General features: G+C 70.5%; 17 protein-coding genes and 2 pseudogenes. 10 read left to right on the top strand and 9 right to left on the bottom strand.

Going from position 1 to position 15939, the window contains the following annotated elements; translation table 11 throughout:
- Positions 1-231 precede the first annotated feature (231 nt).
- Entirely contained in the window at positions 232-1611 is a 1380-nt protein-coding gene (locus ABZ646_RS08295; protein ID WP_360514423.1) for an LCP family protein, read from the top strand.
- A 42-nt stretch (positions 1612-1653) separates the two neighbouring features.
- Here ABZ646_RS08295 and ABZ646_RS08290 read toward each other — a convergent pair whose 3' ends face one another.
- Entirely contained in the window at positions 1654-2202 is a 549-nt protein-coding gene (locus ABZ646_RS08290; protein ID WP_360514420.1) for an acyl-CoA thioesterase, read from the bottom strand.
- 119 nt (positions 2203-2321) lie between these two features.
- Between ABZ646_RS08290 and ABZ646_RS08285 the strand changes: the two genes are divergently transcribed.
- On the top strand, positions 2322-3620 hold the full coding sequence (locus ABZ646_RS08285) for an LCP family protein (protein WP_360514417.1): 1299 nt from the start codon (positions 2322-2324) through the stop codon (positions 3618-3620).
- A gap of 62 nt (positions 3621-3682) precedes the next feature.
- Here ABZ646_RS08285 and ABZ646_RS08280 read toward each other — a convergent pair whose 3' ends face one another.
- Positions 3683-4048 (bottom strand): four-helix bundle copper-binding protein, encoded by a 366-nt coding sequence (locus ABZ646_RS08280; protein ID WP_360514414.1) that lies wholly within the window; start codon positions 4046-4048, stop codon positions 3683-3685.
- Between the two features lie 126 nt (positions 4049-4174).
- On the opposite strand from ABZ646_RS08280, the gene ABZ646_RS08275 reads away from it, so the two are divergent.
- From ABZ646_RS08275 to ABZ646_RS08260, 4 genes and pseudogenes are all read left to right on the top strand, one after another.
- Entirely contained in the window at positions 4175-4738 is a 564-nt protein-coding gene (locus tag ABZ646_RS08275) for a GNAT family N-acetyltransferase (protein ID WP_360514411.1), read from the top strand.
- 230 nt (positions 4739-4968) lie between these two features.
- Positions 4969-5160: pseudogene (locus tag ABZ646_RS08270) on the top strand (hypothetical protein).
- Positions 5144-5353, top strand: a pseudogene (locus ABZ646_RS08265) (DUF6879 family protein); the annotation flags it as partial. The pseudogenes ABZ646_RS08270 and ABZ646_RS08265, both read left to right, overlap by 17 nt.
- Positions 5354-5401: 48 nt before the next feature.
- Positions 5402-5500 carry a DUF397 domain-containing protein gene (locus ABZ646_RS08260; protein ID WP_360514458.1) on the top strand — a complete coding sequence of 33 codons (99 nt, stop codon included), beginning with the start codon at positions 5402-5404 and terminating at the stop codon, positions 5498-5500.
- Between the two features lie 50 nt (positions 5501-5550).
- Here ABZ646_RS08260 and ABZ646_RS08255 read toward each other — a convergent pair whose 3' ends face one another.
- Positions 5551-6708 carry an acyl-CoA dehydrogenase gene (locus ABZ646_RS08255; protein WP_360514408.1) on the bottom strand — a complete coding sequence of 386 codons (1158 nt, stop codon included), beginning with the start codon at positions 6706-6708 and terminating at the stop codon, positions 5551-5553.
- 177 nt (positions 6709-6885) lie between these two features.
- On the opposite strand from ABZ646_RS08255, the gene ABZ646_RS08250 reads away from it, so the two are divergent.
- Positions 6886-8229 carry a UDP-glucose/GDP-mannose dehydrogenase family protein gene (locus ABZ646_RS08250; RefSeq protein WP_360514405.1) on the top strand — a complete coding sequence of 448 codons (1344 nt, stop codon included), beginning with the start codon at positions 6886-6888 and terminating at the stop codon, positions 8227-8229.
- 138 nt (positions 8230-8367) lie between these two features.
- Here ABZ646_RS08250 and ABZ646_RS08245 read toward each other — a convergent pair whose 3' ends face one another.
- A complete protein-coding gene (locus ABZ646_RS08245; RefSeq protein ID WP_360514402.1) occupies positions 8368-8874 on the bottom strand; it encodes a CGNR zinc finger domain-containing protein in 507 nt (168 codons plus the stop codon).
- A gap of 113 nt (positions 8875-8987) precedes the next feature.
- On the opposite strand from ABZ646_RS08245, the gene ABZ646_RS08240 reads away from it, so the two are divergent.
- Positions 8988-9347, top strand: coding sequence for a VOC family protein (locus ABZ646_RS08240; protein WP_360514399.1), 360 nt, complete (start codon positions 8988-8990; stop codon positions 9345-9347).
- Positions 9348-9372: 25 nt separating this feature from the next.
- Positions 9373-9762: a VOC family protein gene (locus tag ABZ646_RS08235; RefSeq protein WP_360514396.1), complete on the top strand. Its 390-nt coding sequence runs from the start codon at positions 9373-9375 to the stop codon at positions 9760-9762.
- A 50-nt stretch (positions 9763-9812) separates the two neighbouring features.
- On the opposite strand, the gene ABZ646_RS08230 is transcribed toward ABZ646_RS08235, so the two are convergent.
- The 4 genes from ABZ646_RS08230 to ABZ646_RS08215 all read right to left on the bottom strand — a co-directional run bounded on the left by ABZ646_RS08230 (position 9813) and on the right by ABZ646_RS08215 (position 13950).
- Complete coding sequence (locus tag ABZ646_RS08230; RefSeq protein ID WP_360514393.1) at positions 9813-10901, bottom strand: dipeptidase; 1089 nt, start codon at positions 10899-10901, stop codon at positions 9813-9815.
- A gap of 191 nt (positions 10902-11092) precedes the next feature.
- A complete protein-coding gene (locus tag ABZ646_RS08225; RefSeq protein ID WP_360514390.1) occupies positions 11093-12271 on the bottom strand; it encodes a dipeptidase in 1179 nt (392 codons plus the stop codon).
- A 21-nt stretch (positions 12272-12292) separates the two neighbouring features.
- Positions 12293-12814 (bottom strand): 5-(carboxyamino)imidazole ribonucleotide mutase, encoded by a 522-nt coding sequence (gene purE / locus ABZ646_RS08220; protein WP_360514387.1) that lies wholly within the window; start codon positions 12812-12814, stop codon positions 12293-12295.
- Complete coding sequence (locus ABZ646_RS08215; protein WP_360514384.1) at positions 12811-13950, bottom strand: 5-(carboxyamino)imidazole ribonucleotide synthase; 1140 nt, start codon at positions 13948-13950, stop codon at positions 12811-12813. The genes purE and ABZ646_RS08215 overlap by 4 nt, the downstream gene beginning before the upstream one ends.
- A gap of 207 nt (positions 13951-14157) precedes the next feature.
- On the opposite strand from ABZ646_RS08215, the gene ABZ646_RS08210 reads away from it, so the two are divergent.
- Complete coding sequence (locus tag ABZ646_RS08210) at positions 14158-14661, top strand: GtrA family protein (protein ID WP_360514381.1); 504 nt, start codon at positions 14158-14160, stop codon at positions 14659-14661.
- Positions 14662-14836: 175 nt separating this feature from the next.
- Here the strand turns inward: ABZ646_RS08210 and ABZ646_RS08205 are convergent.
- Positions 14837-15939: ATP-binding protein (locus ABZ646_RS08205; protein ID WP_360514378.1), on the bottom strand; the 1103-nt coding region annotated here is incomplete at its 5' end.

Below are 15939 nucleotides of genomic sequence, written 5' to 3'. Positions count from 1 at the left end.
GCGAACGGGGGACAGCGGTGCGCGCCGCCGGGCCAAGACGCGGGCTGAAGGTCGTATCGGCCTACCGTGCTCATGGATCCCACGTACGGCCTCGTCCGGAGGTGTCCCTTGCCCGCCAGCCCGCCCCGGTCCCCCGCCCGGCCCGCCCGGCCGCAGCGTCGACCACAGCCCACCCGTCAGGCCCCGCGGCCGCCGGTACGACCCGCAAGGCCCCGGCGGCCGCGCTGGGCCATGCGGGCCGTGACCACACTCTCCGTGGTGGTGCTGGCGTCGGCCGGGATCGGGCACTCGGTGATGGCCAGCCTGGACGCGGACATCGCGCGCGTCGACCCCTTCAAGGACATGAAGAACCGGCCCCGCGCGGGTCACGGCATGAACGTCCTGCTGGTCGGCACCGACGGCCGCGACAAGATCACCGAGCGGGAGCGGCGGAAGTACCGCCTCGGCGGGGCGCCCTGCCACTGCACCGACACGATCATGATCGTGCACATCTCGGCGGACCGGGAGCGGGCCACCGTGGTCAGCCTGCCGCGCGACTCGTACGCCGAGACCCCCGCGCACGTCGACGAGACGACGGGGCAGCAGCACGCCGCCCACCCGATCAAGCTGAACGCGGCCTACGCGGAGGGCGGTCCCCAGCTGACCGTCCGCACCGTGGAGAACATGACCCATCTGAAGATCGACCACTATCTGGAGGTCGACTTCATCACCTTCATGCGGACCGTCGACGTGCTCGGCGGGGTCCGGGTCTGTACGGCCCAGCCGCTGAAGGACTCGTACACCGGGCTCGACCTCTCCCCCGGCACCCACGTCCTCAACGGCGGTCAGGCCCTCCAGTACGTCCGCTCCCGGCACGTCGACGGGGCGAGCGACCTGGGGCGGATGAAGCGGCAGCAGCGGTTCCTGGCCTCGTTGATCGAGCGGGCGGCGTCGTCCGGGGTGCTGCTCAACCCGATCAGGTTCCGGGACGTGACCCGGGCGGTGCTCGGCTCGGTACGGGCCGACACGGGCTTCGGCACGGACGAACTCCTGGACCTCGGGCGGGCGATGCGGAACTTCTCGCCGTCCTCGTCCGAGTTCACGACCGTCCCCATCGGGCAGCTGGCCTACCCCGTGAAGGGCATCGGTTCGACCCTGAAGTGGGACCAGGCCAAGTCCGACCAGCTGTTCCAGTCCCTGCGCGACGACCGGCAGCTGACCGCGCCGGCGGCGCCGAAGCGGCAGGCGGGGCCCGCGCCGGTGGGCGTGGAGGTGGCACCGGAGCGGATCCGGGTGCAGGTGGAGAACGGTACCGGGACGGCCGGGCTGGCACGGCGGATGGACGCGGCGCTGGCGGGCACGGGGTTCGCGACGACCCGCCGGCCGGTGACGGCGGCGCGGCACGACGTGAAGCGGACGGTGATCTCGTTCGACCCGCGCTGGGACCGCTCGGCGCGGTCGCTGGCGGCCGCGCTGCCGGGCAGCGAGCTGAGGGCCGTGCCGGGGCTGGGGCAGACGATGCGGGTGACGGTCGGGGCGGACTTCAGGGGGGCGGTGCGCAAGGTGCGCTTCGACGACCCGGCGCCCCAGGGGGAGGCGTCCGTGATGCGGGGGAACGAGTCGGTGTGCTGAGTGCTCGCGCCCCGCTTCGGCCGCGGCACCCTTCGGGCCCCCTCAGTCCGCGTACCCCTCGGCCACCCTGCGTTCGCGCAGCTCCCTGATCTCCCGGCGTCTCGCCAGGCGGTGCGTCCGCCTGATCTGGGCCTCCTGGTAGCGGCGGCGGTCCTTCTCCGTCTCCGGCATCACCGGCGGCACCCGGCGCGGCTTCCCGTCGGCGTCCACCGCCGCGAAGACCAGGTACGCGGAGCCGACCTGCGTGGCGGGCGCCGACTCGTTCCAGCGCTCGGCGAGGACCCGTACCCCCACCTCCATCGAGGTCCGGCCGGTCCAGTTGACCTGCGCCTTGACGTGAACCAGGTCACCGACGCGGACCGGCTCCAGGAACACCATCTCGTCCATGGACGCGGTGACGGCGGGACCGCCCGAGTGGCGGCCGGCGACCGCGCCCGCCGCGTCGTCGACGAGCTTCATGATCACACCGCCGTGCACCGTGCCCAGGAGGTTGGTGTCGTTGTGCGTCATGATGTGGCTCAGGGTGGTCCGGGAAGCGGACGTCGGCTTGCCGGGGATGTCGGAATCCGCCTCGGGGGCCTGGTCTGTCATGGCCCCCACCTTATGCCGATGGGACAATCACGGAATTTGTGTCGGCTTGGCAACAGGGATGACCTGATTTCCCGACGACCCTTGTAAGAGGTACAGGCGCTGCCTGCACACTGGGGCCCATGAACGAATGGCCCGAGGGATGGTCGAACGACAGCCGCGGAAACCGGTACGGCCGCGGCAGCGCCGGCGCGCAGCCTGAGGGCGCCCGCGTGATGCGCCAGGTACGGCGCCAGGAGCCGTCGGCACCGCCGTACGGCAGCCCGCAGCAGGGCGGCGGCGGTTACGGCGGGGTCCCGCAGCAGCCGTCGTACGGCGGCGAGGGCTATGCCGACGGCGGCGGGTACGACAGCTACGACAGCGGCTACAACACCGGCCAGGTCTACGGCGGTGGCCCCGGGGGCGGGGGACCCGGCGGCCTGCGCGAGCGTGGGCCGCGGCCGGCTCCGAACTGGCGCAAGCGGATCAAGTGGACGGCGATCACGGTTCTCAGTGTGCTGATCGTCACGTCGGTCGGGACCTACTTCTGGGCCGACTCCAAGCTGCACCGGGACGTCGACCTGTCGAAGGTGATCGACCGTCCCGCGACGGGCAAGGGCACCAACTACCTGATCGTCGGTTCCGACAGCCGCGCGGGCATGTCGGACGCGGAGAAGAAGAAGCTGCACACGGGGTCGGCCGAGGGCTCGCGCACGGACTCGATGATGATCCTGCACGTCGGCGACAACGGCGACACCCTGATCTCCCTCCCCCGCGACTCGAACGTCACGATCCCGACGTTCCGCGGGTCCGAGTCCGGGAAGCTCAAGGGCCCGCTCGGCACGAACAAGCTGAACGCGGCGTACGCGTACGACGGCCCGACCCTGCTCGTCCGCACGGTCGAGTACAACACCGGGCTGCACATCGACCACTACGTGGAGATCGGCTTCGCCGGCTTCGCGAACATCGTGGACGCGGTCGGCGGGGTCACCATCGACATCGACAAGGGCTTCAAGGACAAGTACTCCGGCGCGGACTTCAAGGCGGGCAAGCAGACCCTGAACGGCGAGGAGGCCCTCGCCTTCGTCCGTACCCGGCACGCCTTCGCCGCGTCCGACCTGCAGCGCACCAAGAACCAGCAGAAGTTCCTGGCGGCCCTGGCCCACGAGGTGGCCACCCCCTCGACGGTCCTCAACCCGTTCAGGCTCTACCCCACCCTCGGCGCGGGCCTGGACTCCCTGACCGTCGACAAGGACATGAGCCTGTGGGACCTGGCGTCGATGTTCTTCGCGATGAAGGACGTCAACGGCGGCAACGGAGTCTCCATGAACATGCCGATCTCGGGCTCCGCGGGCGGCAACCTCGTCTGGGACAAGGCGAAGGTGCAGACCCTGGTGACCGAACTGAAGAACGACCAGAAGGTCACCGTCTCCGGCAACTAGGCGACGCCGACGGCGAGAGGGGCACCCCGGTCGGGGTGCCCCTTGCCCTGTTCAGGCGGACGTCACATCGTCACGCCGGACATCGAGCGGCACATCTCGGCGCAGTTGCGGCACATCTCCGCGCAGCGCTTCAGCTGCGGGTCGTCCGGCATGGACATACACGCCTCGGCACACATGTCGCAGGCCTTGGCGCACATCGCGCACATCTCGGCCGACAAGGGCGAGCGCCGCATCATCATGTCGGCGCACATCCGGGTCATCTCGGAGCAGTCCATCAGGGCGCGCATGATGCGCATGTGGGCCTGGCCGCCCTCCATGGACATGCAGGAGCTCAGGGTCTCCTCGCACATCGTGTGCGTCGCCATGCACATGTTGACGCACTCCTGCATCTGCTTGCTCATGGCCTGCATGGGTCCGGTCTGGGTCATGGCTCCTCCAGGGAGGGGAGAGGGGTCCGGGGAGGTCCCCGTGTGGTTCCCGTCCTAAGCCCGACCGATCGGTAGTGCCATTCAGCAGTGGCATTGGGGACCGGCCTGCTGGTTAGGCTGGCCGGCATGGCTGACCTCAGACCCCTCGCCTGGCCACCTGCACCGATCAAGACCGAACGGCTCGTACTCCGCGGGTCGCAGGCCCGGGACCGTGCGGCGGCCATCGAACTGAACGCGTCGCCAGAGGTGAACGCCTACCTTGGTGGGCCCCGACCGCGCGCCGAACTCGAACGCACGGTGCCCGAGGTCCCGGGGCAGCTCCGTGGCTGGTTCGCGGTCGAGCTCGACGGAGCCATGATCGGCACGGTGCAGCTCAAACCGCACGCCCCTGAGAGGCCGAGTGACGGCCGTCTGGAGGCTGGGGAGACGGAGCTCGGCTACTTATTCCTACCGGAGGCATGGGGCCACGGGTACGCCACCGAGGCGTGCACAGCGGCACTCGACTGGTTTGCCGACGCGCTGCCCGGCGAGCCGGTGGTGCTCTACACCCAGACCGCCAACGTCGGCTCGATGCGCCTCGCGGCGAAGCTGGGATTCACCGAGGTGGAACGGTTCGAGGCGTGGGGCGCCGAGCAGTGGTTCGGCGTGTGGTCTTCGCTCGCGCCGTCCGATCGAAACGAATCCTGCTAAGGAAGGTTCCTCGCCATCACGATCCGCTGGACCTGGTTCGTGCCCTCATGAATTTGGGTGCTTTACAGGCCATACGGCTCTGGCCTGCACATGATCGTCAACAGTCTCCGCAGGCAGGAGGCGCGCTGGAGGCACCACCACCGTGATCGCTTGACCCGTGCGCCACCCCTCGGGAGCATCAAGCCAGAGGCGGGGCACTGACAGCGGTACGGGAGAGGGGAACCCAGACCATGAAGGTCACCAAGCTGGTCAGCACGTGCGACATCAAGGACTGGCCGACGATCTACGCCACGGATCGTGGCACCTTCCTGGTACAGGGCTAGACGCCGACCGACCACGGGCTTCAGATTCCCGCCCACGAAACCCTGGTCGAGATCCCGATGGAGCTGATCCAGAAGGCCATCCGTGACAACCTCATCTAGGACCCTCGGCGACCTCTTCGAGGCATTCGAGCGCGAGGCGTTCCGGCTGGAGACCCTGGACGACTACAGCAAGTCTGGGAGCGTCGACGCCTATCAGGCATTCCTGGCCGAGGAGCCACAGCCAGACGACTACAACGCTGGCTGGATCGAAGAACTACGCTCGCACACCGAGAAGGGGAAGCGGGTATACCGGTCCATATCCTGTCCCGCCCACGAGTGTGTGGAGGTGGCGTTCCACCACATGGCCATCGCCGTCCGCGACTCGAAAGCCCCCCAGCGAGCCCAACTCTCCGTACCGCATACCGCCTTCGCGGCGTTCGTCGAAGGGCTGAAGCGATAGGAGAAGGCGCCCCGGAGGGCGCCTTCCGAAAGCGGTGGGCTCCCCGACCGTTACGGCAGGTTGCGGGCCATGACGATGCGCTGGACTTGGTTCGTGCCCTCATAAATCTGGGTGATCTTCGCGTCGCGCATCATGCGTTCCACCGGGTAGTCGCGGGTGTAGCCGTAGCCGCCGAGGAGTTGGACGGCGTCCGTGGTGACCTCCATGGCGACGTCCGAGGCGAAGCACTTGGCTGCCGCTCCCTGGAAGGTGAGGTCGGCGTCGCCGCGCTCGGAGGCGGCCGCGGCCTGGTAGGTGAGGGCGCGGGCGGCGGCGATCTTCATGGCCATGTCGGCGAGCATGAACTGGATGCCCTGGAAGTCGGCGATCGGCTTGCCGAACTGCTTGCGCTCCTGGACGTAGCCCTTGGCGTAGTCGAGGGCGCCCTGCGCGACGCCGAGCGCCTGGGCGGCGATGGTGATCCGGGTGTGGTCCAGGGTCTTCATCGCGGTGGCGAAGCCGGTGCCCTCGTCGCCGATCATGCGGTCGGCGGGGATGCGGACGTTGTCGAAGTAGACCTCGCGGGTCGGCGAGCCCTTGATGCCGAGCTTCTTCTCCGGCGCCCCGAAGGAGACGCCCTCGTCGGACTTCTCGACGACGAAGGCGGAGATCCCCTTGGTGCGCTTGGCCGGGTCGGTGACCGCCATGACGGTGTAGTAGTCGGAGACGCCCGCGTTGGTGATCCAGCGCTTCACGCCGTTGAGGACGTAGTGGTCGCCGTCGCGGACCGCCTTCGTCTTCATGCCGCCCGCGTCGGAGCCCGCGTCCGGCTCGGAGAGGCAGTACGAGAACATCGCGTCGCCCTTGGCAAGCGGGGTGAGGTACTTCTTCTTCAGGTCCTCGCCGCCGGAGAGGATCACCGGGAGCGAGCCCAGCTTGTTCACCGCGGGGATCAGGGACGAGGAGACGCAGGCGCGGGCCACCTCCTCGATCACGATGACGGTGGCGAGCGCGTCGGCGCCGGAGCCGCCGTACTCCTCGGGCACGTGCACCGCGTGCAGGTCGTTCGCGACCAGCGCGTCGAGCGCCTCCTGCGGGAAGCGGGCCTCCTCGTCCACCGCGGCGGCGTACGGGGCGATCTTCGCCTCGACCAGCGCACGGACGACGTCGCGGAGCATGTCGTGCTCCTCGGACGGGCGGTACAGGTCGAAGTCAGCCGATCCGGCCAAGGTCTCTCACTCCAGACGCAGTGGTGCTGACGCTAATTACCGTTAAGTAACTCAAAGTTTAGAACGCCGCCCGCGGATAGGTGACGTGAGCTTGGCGACAGCGGGAAAGTTGCCCGGAACACGGCCCGGTTATGCTCGGGCCGCAGCCTGCACCACCGTCCCCGAGCTGGAGCATCCATGAGCCTCAAGATCACCGTGATCGGCACCGGCTATCTCGGCGCCACCCATGCCGCGGCCATGGCCGAGCTGGGCTTCGAGGTGCTCGGACTGGACGTCGTACCCGAGAAGATCGCGATGCTGGAGCGCGGCGAGACCCCGATGTACGAGCCGGGGCTCGACGAGTTGCTGCGCCGGCACGTGGCCGGGTTCGAGGGCTCCACCGGCCGGCTGCGCTTCACCACCGACTGGGCCGAGGTCGGCGCCTTCGGCGACGTCCACTTCGTCTGCGTGAACACCCCGCAGAAGCACGGCGAGTACGCGTGTGACATGTCGTACGTCGACTCCGCGATCGCTTCGCTCGCCCCGCATCTGACCGGGCCCGCGCTGGTCGTCGGCAAGTCGACGGTGCCCGTCGGCTCGGCGGAGCGGCTCGCCGCGTACCTCGCCGAGAACGCGCCCGCCGGCGCCGACGCCGAGCTGGCCTGGAACCCGGAGTTCCTGCGCGAGGGCTTCGCCGTGCAGGACACCCTGCACCCGGACCGGGTCGTGGTCGGCGTGCGCAGCGAGCGCGCCGAGAAGCTGCTGCGCGAGGTGTACGCGACGCCGGTGGGCGAGGGCACGCCGTTCGTGGTGACGGACTTCCCGACCGCCGAGCTGGTGAAGACCTCGGCGAACTCCTTCCTCGCCACGAAGATCTCCTTCATCAACGCGATGGCGGAGGTCTGCGAGGCCGGGGGCGGTGACGTGGTGAAGCTGGCGGAGGCGATCGGGTACGACGACCGGATCGGGAAGAAGTTCCTGCGTGCCGGGATCGGGTTCGGCGGCGGGTGCCTGCCGAAGGACATCCGTGCCTTCATGGCCCGGGCCGGTGAGCTCGGCGCCGACCAGGCGCTGACCTTCCTGCGCGAGATCGACTCCATCAACATGCGGCGCCGCGGGCAGATGGTCGAGATGGCCCGGGAGGCGCTGGGCGGGGGGTCGTTCCTCGGGAAGCGGGTCGCGGTGCTCGGCGCGGCGTTCAAGCCGGACTCGGACGACGTGCGGGACTCGCCGGCGCTGAACGTGGCGGGGCAGATCCATCTGCAGGGCGGTCAGGTGACGGTGTACGACCCGAAGGGGATGGAGAACGCGCGGAAGCTGTTTCCGACGCTCGGTTATGCCGTCAGCGCCGAGGAGTGTGTGCGGGGGGCCGATGTGGTGCTGCACCTGACCGAGTGGCGGGAGTTCCGGGAGCTGGATCCGGCGGTGCTGGGGGAGACGGCCGCGGCGAAGGTGATCCTCGACGGGCGGAATGCGCTGGATCCCGAGGTCTGGCGGCGGGCCGGGTGGACGTATCGCGCCATGGGGCGCCCCACCGCGTAGGGCTGAGGGGCGCTCCCCTGCACGGCGCTGCCGGGAAACCGGACGACACCGGTTCGGCCGAGGCTCAGTCGGCCGAACCGGTGTCGTGTTGCATTCTGCACCACGCGGCACGGGTGTGAGCGGTGAACCATCTGTGCGTTACCGGTCCTTGGCCCGGTAACGGCGCATCTTCGCGCGGGACCCGCACACCTGCATGGAGCACCAGCGGCCGCGTCCGGCCGGGCTGCGGTCGTAGTACGCCCAGTGGCAGGCATCGTCCTCGCACGCCTTGAGCCGGGTCCAGGTGCCCTCGACCAGGGCGTTGGCCACCGCTGCGGCCACCCGGGAGAGAAGGGGGGCGGAGTCGGCGGGGGCCAGGGTCGCCGAGCCGTCCGCAGGGTCCACGGCGACGTGGAGGGGAGCGGCGGCCAGCAGGTCGCCCAGCGGCGTGACCTCGCGGTGCGGCGGGTGGCCGGCGTGGGCGAGGAGGGTGGCGCGCAGGGACTCGCGCAGGGTGCGGGCGGGCGCGAGCCCGGCCTCCGTGATGCCGAGGCGTGCCCTGCCGTCCGACGTGTCCAGGGCGTCGGCGCCGGACTCCAGGTCCAGTGTGTTCACCAGGGCCTCCACCAGGGCCAGCCCGCCCGGCGCCGGCGATCTTCCACTCATCCCCGCGAGTCACCTCCGCAATGTGCTTGCGACGTTACCTCCACTGCGGGAGCATGCGGTAACCGTTACTGGTTACCCGCCATTACAGGTAACTCGGACTCGAGGAGGAAGTCATGGCTCTCGCCAAGCTCGGTGTCGTCGTCCTGGACTGTCCCGACCCGTCCGCGCTCGCCGGTTTCTACGCCGGGGTGCTGGGCGGAACCGTGGAGGGAGAGGGCGACTGGGTGGACCTGGACGTGCCCGGCGGGCAGGCGCTGGCGTTCCAGAAGGCGCCCGGTTTCGTGCCGCCGAAGTGGCCCGCGCCCGACGACTCGCAGCAGTTCCACCTGGACCTGGTGGTACCGGACCTGGACGCGGCCGAGAAGGGGGTGCTGGAGCTGGGCGCGAAGCCGCTGGACGCGACGGACCGGGCCCGCAGCTTCCGGGTGTACGCCGATCCGGCGGGGCACCCGTTCTGCCTCTGCGCCTGCTGAGAGACCTGTCGAAAGAGGGAGACCCGTGGCATCCATCGCCCGACTGCGCAACGTAGTGATCGACTGTCCCGACCCGCTCGCCCTGGCCGAGTTCTACGCGGCCGTGGCCGGCGGCTCCCCGGCGGCGGAGGAGGACGACTGGGTCGTGCTCGAGCTGCCGGACGGACTGCGGCTGTGCTTCCAGCGGGCCGAGGAGTACACCCCGCCCGAGTGGCCGCGCGCCGACCGGAACTCGCAGCAGTTCCACCTCGACTTCGACGCGGGGCCGACGTGGGAGGACGTCGACGCGGCCGAGAAGAAGGTGCTGGCACTCGGGGCCCGGCTGCTGAGGCGGGAGGACGACCCCGACGCCGAGGACTTCCGGGTGTACACCGACCCGGCCGGGCACCCGTTCTGCCTCTGCCGCATCGACTGAGCGGTACGACGACGGACGCGCCGCCCGGCCCGGCGGGTCACTCCTCCGGGTCACTCCTCCAGGTCGGTCGGGCGGGGCTGGTTCGGATCCCGCCGGCGTTGGGAGGCGCGGGCTGTGAAGTCGGCGCTGCGCAGGGCCCGCTGGACGTTTCCCCAGGTCAACAGGGACAGTTCGGGCTCGGACCAGCCGCGCCTGAGCAGTTCGGCGATCAGCCGGGGGTAGCCGGAGGTGTCGGCGAGGTCGCGGGGGTGGGCGGCGCCCGAGTCGTAGGTGCCGGACAGGGCGACGCACTCGGGGCCGGCCACCACCCGGACGTGGTCGAGGTGGTCGGCGACGTCCGGGAGCGTCGGCCCGGTCTGCTCGGCGGTCAGCGGCACCATGCACACGCCCTTGTGCTCCCCCAGCCGCGCGAGCAGTTCGTCGGAGAGGTTGGCGGGGTGCGGGCGTACCGCCGCGGCCGCGGAGCGGGTGCACAGGACCGGCGTCTTGGAGAGGGCGAGCACCCGGGCGAGGGCGGCCTCCGGGGCGCCGGACAGGTCGGCGAGCACCCCGAGCCGGTTCATCTCCCGCACCACCTCCTCGCCGAACCGGGTCAGTCCCTCCTCGCCCGCCCAGGCGGCACCCGCGAGGGAGAGCACGCGCAGGCCGAGGGAATGCAGGACCCGCAGGATGCCGAGGGAGTCGTCGACGGCGGCGGCGGAGGCCGGGCCGAGCACCACGGCGACCCGGCCGCAGTGCCGGGCGTCGATGATCTGCCCGGCGGTGCGCACCATCCGCAGGCCCTCCGGGTGCGCCTCGACCACCCGGCGGGCCAGGTCCAGCTGCTCCAGCGTGGCGCCCACGGCCCGCTCGCCCGGCTCCACCTGCAAGGACCAGAACAGCGCGCCGACGTGCCCTTCGCGCAGCCGGGGCACGTCCGTGTCGACGGCGGCCTCGCCCAGCTCCAGGTCGTACCAGGGCAGCGGTTCGAGCGCCCGCGGCAGCCCGCTGTAGCCGTCCGCGACCGGGTGCTCGGCCAGCAGGGCGTGCGCCCGTCCCAGGAGTTCGCGGTCGGTCTCCGCCGGGAACGGGTCGTCCGGGAGCCAGTCGCCCCGACCGACCTCGGTCGCGGCGGGGACGTCGTTCTGGAGGTCGGCCATGGGGGCTCCGTACGTCGTCGTGGGCTACGTCGTGAAGGGGCTGTGGTCCACCGTCGCACGCCCGGCCGGGAGGGTTCCTGGTGGACGGGGCGTTCGGGGGTATCGCCGCTTCCGCGCCCGTACGGAGCCGTGCGGGGACGATGCCGCCCCGTCCCCGCCGGTGCGTGCACCACCGGGAGCCGGGCCGGGTGTCAGCCGTCCAGGGACTCGATCGTGGCGTGGGACGGTCCGCGGGTCGCCTGGAGATCGCGGGCCACGTCCTCTGCCGCGCCGAGCACGCGCACCGCGTTCTGCCAGGTCAGCTTGGCCAGGTCGGGCTTGGACCAGCCGCGGTCGAGGAGTTCCGCGAGGAGGTTGGGGTAGCCGGAGACGTCGTTCAGGCCGTCGGGGGTGAAGGCCGTGCCGTCGTAGTCGCCGCCGATGCCGAGGTGGTCGATGCCGGCGACCTCGCGCATGTGGTCGAGGTGGTCGGCGACCGTGGCGGTGGTCGCGACGGGGCGCGGGTTGCTCTCCTCGAAGGCGCGGTGGACCTTCATCGCCTCCTCGGTGGTGTCGAGGTGGTGGAGGCCGTGGGCGCGCATGTTGTCGTCGGCCGCCGCCGTCCAGTCGACCGCCGCCTGGAGCACGAACTTCGGCACGAAGGTCACCATCGCCATGCCGCCGTTGGCGGGGAGGCGTTCGAGGACGTCGTCCGGGATGTTGCGGGGGTGGTCGCAGACGGCCCGGGAGGAGGAGTGGGAGAAGATCACCGGGGCGGTGGACGTGTCGAGTGCCGCCCGCATGGTGGTGACCGCCACGTGCGAGAGGTCGACCAGCATGCCCAGGCGGTTCATCTCCCGGACGACCTCGCGGCCGAACGCGGACAGGCCGCCGACGTTCGGCTCGTCGGTCGCGGAGTCCGCCCAGTCGTTGTTGTCGTTGTGGGTGAGCGTCATGTAGCGCACGCCCAGTTCGTACAGGCCCCGCAGGGTGCCCAGCGAGTTGTCGATCGAGTGGCCGCCCTCCGCGCCCATGAGGGAGGCGATACGGCCCTCCGCGCGCGCCGCCTCCATGTCCCCGGCGGTCAGCGCGGCCCGCAGGTCGGCCGGGTAACGGGCGATCAACTGCCGTACGCAGTCGATCTGTTCGAGGGTCGCCGGGACCGCGCCCGGCAGGTCCGAGCGGACGTACACCGACCAGTACTGCGCGCCCACCCCGCCCTCGCGCAGGCGCGGGATGTCGGTGTGCAGGTGCGCGTTCTGGTGGGTGGCGATGTCACGGGCGTCGAGGTCGTAGCGGACCTGCTCGCGCAGTGCGTACGGCAGGTCGTTGTGGCCGTCGACGACCGGGAACTCGCGCAGCAGGGACCGGGCTTCGTCGAGAGAGGTCATTGCGTATTGCTTCCCGGTGTCCTACTTGCCGAAGCCGAAGCCGGTCGGGCCCTCGACCTTGGCCCGCAGGCGCTTGCCCTTCTCGGTGGCCTGGTCGTTGAGGTCCTGCTGGAACTCGCGCATCCGCTGCAGGAGGTCCTCGTCGTGCGCGGCGAGGATCCGGGCGGCCAACAGACCCGCGTTGCGGGCGCCGGCGACGGAGACGGTGGCGACCGGGACGCCCGCCGGCATCTGCACGATGGACAGCAGGCTGTCCATGCCGTCCAGGTACTTCAGCGGGACCGGCACGCCGATGACCGGCAGGGGGGTCACGGAGGCGAGCATGCCCGGGAGGTGGGCCGCGCCTCCGGCGCCCGCGATGATCACCTTCAGCCCGCGGTCGGCGGCCTGCTCGCCGTACGTGATCATCTCGCGCGGCATGCGGTGCGCGGAGACGACATCGACCTCGTACTCGATCTCGAACTCGTCCAGGGCCTTGGCGGCGGCCTCCATGACGGGCCAGTCGGAGTCCGAACCCATGACGATGCCAACAACGGGGCTCATTCGCTGATCGTGCCTCTCAGGTAGCCGGCTGCGTGACGTGCGCGGTCGAGTACGTCGTCCAGGTCGTCGCCGTAGGTGTTGACGTGGCCGACCTTGCGGCCGGGCTTCACGTCCTTGCCGTACATGTGGATCTTCAGTTTGGGGTCGCGGGCCATGCAGTGCAGGTACGCGGAGTACATGTCCGGGTAGTCGCCGCCCAGGACGTTGACCATGACCGTCCACTTCGCGCGCGGGCGCGGGTCGCCCAGGGGCAGGTCCAGGACCGCGCGGACGTGGTTGGCGAACTGGGAGGTGATCGCGCCGTCCTGGGTCCAGTGCCCGGAGTTGTGGGGGCGCATCGCCAGTTCGTTGACGAGGATGCGGCCGTCGCGGGTCTGGAACAGCTCCACGGCCAGGTGACCGACGACGCCGAGTTCCTTGGCGATCCGCAGGGCCATCTCCTCGGCCCGCAGCGCGAGGTCCTCGTCCAGGTCGGGGGCGGGTGCGATCACCGTGTCGCAGACGCCGTTCACCTGCTGGGACTCGACGACCGGGTAGGCGACGGCCTGGCCGTGCGGGGAGCGCACGACGTTGGCGGCGAGCTCGCGGACGTAGTCGACCTTCTCCTCGGCGAGGACCGGCACGCCGGCCCGGAACGGGTCGGCGGCCTCCTCGGCCGTCTCCACGACCCACACGCCCTTGCCGTCGTAACCGCCGCGGACCGTCTTGAGGACGACGGGGAAACCGTCGCCCTCGGCCGCGAACCGGACCACGTCTTCCTGGTCGGCCACGATCCGGTGCCGCGGGCACGGCACGCCGATCTCGGTGAGCTTCGCCCGCATCACGCCCTTGTCCTGGGCGTGCACCAGCGCGTCGGGGCCGGGGCGCACGGGGATGCCGTCCGCCTCCAAGGCCCGCAGATGCTCGGTGGGGACATGCTCGTGATCGAAGGTGATCACGTCGCAGCCGCGCGCGAACTCACGCAGCGTGTCCAGGTCGCGGTAGTCGCCGACGACGACATCGCTCACCACCTGGGCCGCCGAGTCCTGAGGGGTGTCACTGAGGAGCTTGAACCTGATGCCCAGCGGGATGCCCGCCTCGTGCGTCATACGCGCGAGCTGACCCCCGCCGACCATGCCGACTACCGGGAACGTCACACCCACAGGGTATCGGCCGCGCCGGGGTGGCCGGATCGCACGCCCCCGACCAGCGCTCTTACCGGCCGCTTCGCTGCTTCTTGCCCCGGTTTTCCGGTCTTCTTCCCAAGCCGTTCCCGACCTGTGTCGCCATCCACAGGCACGGAAGACCCGGGGTCGTTAGCATGGCTGGGTCGCCCATACCTACGGACAGGAGCCCGCACAACCATGGAACGTGGTTCCTCGGGGCTGCAACGGCTCGTACGCGAGGTCGCCAAATTCGGCGCCGTCGGCGGCGCCGGGATTCTCGTCAATCTCGGTGTCTTCAACCTGGTCCGGCACGTCACCGAACTGCCGGTGGTGCGCGCGAGTGTCATAGCCACCGTCGTCGCCATCGTCTTCAACTACCTGGGCTTCCGCTACTGGACGTACCGGGACCGTGACAGAGGCGGCCGCACCAAGGAACTCACCCTGTTCCTGCTGTTCAGCGCGGTCGGCCTGGTGATCGAGAACGGTGTGCTGTACCTGGCGACCTACGGGTTCGGCTGGGACAGCCCGCTGCAGAGCAACGTCTTCAAGTTCGTCGGCATCGGCGTGGCGACGTTGTTCCGCTTCTGGTCGTACCGCAGCTGGGTGTTCAAGGCGCTGCCGGCCCGCGAGACGGTCGCGGACGCGGAGGCCATCCTGGAACGGGCCGCCGACTCGTCGAAGCCCAGGCAGCGGGTCCGCTAGCGCGTCGCCCTGCCGTGGTGCCGGGAAGTCGCCGGATCGGCCTGGCCGAGCGCCGGGAAAACGGTCAGCGGGCCGTTCGGGAGGTCGGCCAGGCGCCTGGCCGAGCGCCGGGAGGTCGCCCTCGCCGGGTGCCGGGTGCCGGGAAATCGTCCCAGCGGGCCGCCGGGAGGTTGTCCTAGCGGACCGTCGGGAGGTTGTCGTCCGGCTTGTGCTGGGGCGGGGTCCGGGACAGGAACAGGCCGAACACCGGTGGCTGCGCCTGGAGCAGTTCGAGGCGGCCGCCGTCGGCCTCCGCGAGGTCACGGGCGACGGCCAGCCCGATCCCGGTGGAGTTGCGGCCGCTGATGGTCCGCTCGAAGATCCGGTTGCCGAGGTCGGCGGGGACGCCTGCGCCCTCGTCGGTCACCTCGACCACGGCCTGGTTGCCGGTGACCCGGGTGCGCAGCGCGACGGTGCCGCCCCCGTGCATGAGCGAGTTCTCGATCAGCGCGGCCAGCACCTGCGCCACCGCGCCCGGTGTGCCCACGGCCCGCAGATGCCGTTTGCCCGAGCTGACGATCGCCCGGCCCACCCCGCGGTAGGCGGGCCGCCACTCGGCGAGCTGCTGCTGGATGACCTCGTCCAGGTCGAAGGAGACGGCGGAGCCGGTGCGCGGGTCGCGGGAGTTCGTCAGCAGCCGCTCGACGACGTCCGTGAGCCGCTCGACCTGCGTGAGCGCCACGTTCGCCTCCTCCTTCACGATGTCCGGGTCATCCGTGAGGGTGATCTCCTCCAGGCGCATGGACAGCGCGGTGAGCGGGGTGCGCAGCTGGTGGGAGGCGTCCGCGGCGAGCCGTCGCTCGGCGGTGAGCATCCGCCCGATCCGCTCGGCGGAGGAGTCCAGGACGTCGGCGACCCGGTCCAGCTCGGGGACGCCGTACCGCTTGTGGCGGGGCCGCGGGTCGCCGGAGCCCAGCCGCTCCGCGGTCTCCGCGAGGTCGGTGAGCGGGGAGGCGAGCCGGTTGGCCTGCCGGATGGCCAGCAGCACGGCGGCGATCACCGCGAGCAGCGCGACCGCCGCGATGATCAGCAGCGTACGGCCGACCTCCCGGGTCACCGTGGAGCGCGGCTCCTGGACGGTGACCGTCTCCCCCTCCTCACCGTCGGCGGTGAAGTGGATGACGTCGCCCTCGGGTTTCGCGCCGAGCTCGATCACCGGCTTCCCCGGGATCCGGATGACGGCGTACTGCTCCTTCGAGACCTGACTGCGCAGTATCTCGGCGGTGACGTCCTCGTCCC

This window comes from Streptomyces sp. NPDC007162 (assembly GCF_040634175.1).
In the GTDB taxonomy this organism is placed as follows: Bacteria; Actinomycetota; Actinomycetes; order Streptomycetales; family Streptomycetaceae; genus Streptomyces.
This window is presented reverse-complemented; position numbering and strand designations above follow the sequence as displayed.